This window comes from Arthrobacter sp. UYEF36 (assembly GCF_040547025.1).
Classification (GTDB): Bacteria; Actinomycetota; Actinomycetes; order Actinomycetales; family Micrococcaceae; genus Arthrobacter.
On the sequence record NZ_JBEPOX010000029.1, the window covers coordinates 1 to 1580 of the forward strand.

The window sequence follows — 1580 nt, forward strand, 5'->3', positions numbered from 1 at the left end:
GTCCCGTTTTCCCGGGGGTGTTGGTTGTGTCTGTTTTACTTCAACGGAGAGTTTGATCCTGGCTCAGGATGAACGCTGGCGGCGTGCTTAACACATGCAAGTCGAACGATGATCCCAGCTTGCTGGGGGATTAGTGGCGAACGGGTGAGTAACACGTGAGTAACCTGCCCTTAACTCTGGGATAAGCCTGGGAAACTGGGTCTAATACCGGATATGACTCCTCATCGCATGGTGGGGGGTGGAAAGCTTTATTGTGGTTTTGGATGGACTCGCGGCCTATCAGCTTGTTGGTGAGGTAATGGCTCACCAAGGCGACGACGGGTAGCCGGCCTGAGAGGGTGACCGGCCACACTGGGACTGAGACACGGCCCAGACTCCTACGGGAGGCAGCAGTGGGGAATATTGCACAATGGGCGAAAGCCTGATGCAGCGACGCCGCGTGAGGGATGACGGCCTTCGGGTTGTAAACCTCTTTCAGTAGGGAAGAAGCGAAAGTGACGGTACCTGCAGAAGAAGCGCCGGCTAACTACGTGCCAGCAGCCGCGGTAATACGTAGGGCGCAAGCGTTATCCGGAATTATTGGGCGTAAAGAGCTCGTAGGCGGTTTGTCGCGTCTGCCGTGAAAGTCCGGGGCTCAACTCCGGATCTGCGGTGGGTACGGGCAGACTAGAGTGATGTAGGGGAGACTGGAATTCCTGGTGTAGCGGTGAAATGCGCAGATATCAGGAGGAACACCGATGGCGAAGGCAGGTCTCTGGGCATTAACTGACGCTGAGGAGCGAAAGCATGGGGAGCGAACAGGATTAGATACCCTGGTAGTCCATGCCGTAAACGTTGGGCACTAGGTGTGGGGGACATTCCACGTTTTCCGCGCCGTAGCTAACGCATTAAGTGCCCCGCCTGGGGAGTACGGCCGCAAGGCTAAAACTCAAAGGAATTGACGGGGGCCCGCACAAGCGGCGGAGCATGCGGATTAATTCGATGCAACGCGAAGAACCTTACCAAGGCTTGACATGAACCGGAAACACCTGGAAACAGGTGCCCCGCTTGCGGTCGGTTTACAGGTGGTGCATGGTTGTCGTCAGCTCGTGTCGTGAGATGTTGGGTTAAGTCCCGCAACGAGCGCAACCCTCGTTCTATGTTGCCAGCGCGTGATGGCGGGGACTCATAGGAGACTGCCGGGGTCAACTCGGAGGAAGGTGGGGACGACGTCAAATCATCATGCCCCTTATGTCTTGGGCTTCACGCATGCTACAATGGCCGGTACAAAGGGTTGCGATACTGTGAGGTGGAGCTAATCCCAAAAAGCCGGTCTCAGTTCGGATTGGGGTCTGCAACTCGACCCCATGAAGTCGGAGTCGCTAGTAATCGCAGATCAGCAACGCTGCGGTGAATACGTTCCCGGGCCTTGTACACACCGCCCGTCAAGTCACGAAAGTTGGTAACACCCGAAGCCGGTGGCCTAACCCCTTGTGGGAGGGAGCTGTCGAAGGTGGGACTGGCGATTGGGACTAAGTCGTAACAAGGTAGCCGTACCGGAAGGTGCGGCTGGATCACCTCCTTTCTAAGGAGCACCTACA

1 rRNA gene is annotated in these 1580 nt (G+C 56.6%); it reads left to right on the top strand.

Going from position 1 to position 1580, the window contains the following annotated elements:
- Positions 1–40 precede the first annotated feature (40 nt).
- A 16S ribosomal RNA gene (locus ABIB29_RS19950) occupies positions 41–1564 on the top strand.
- Positions 1565–1580 lie beyond the last annotated feature (16 nt).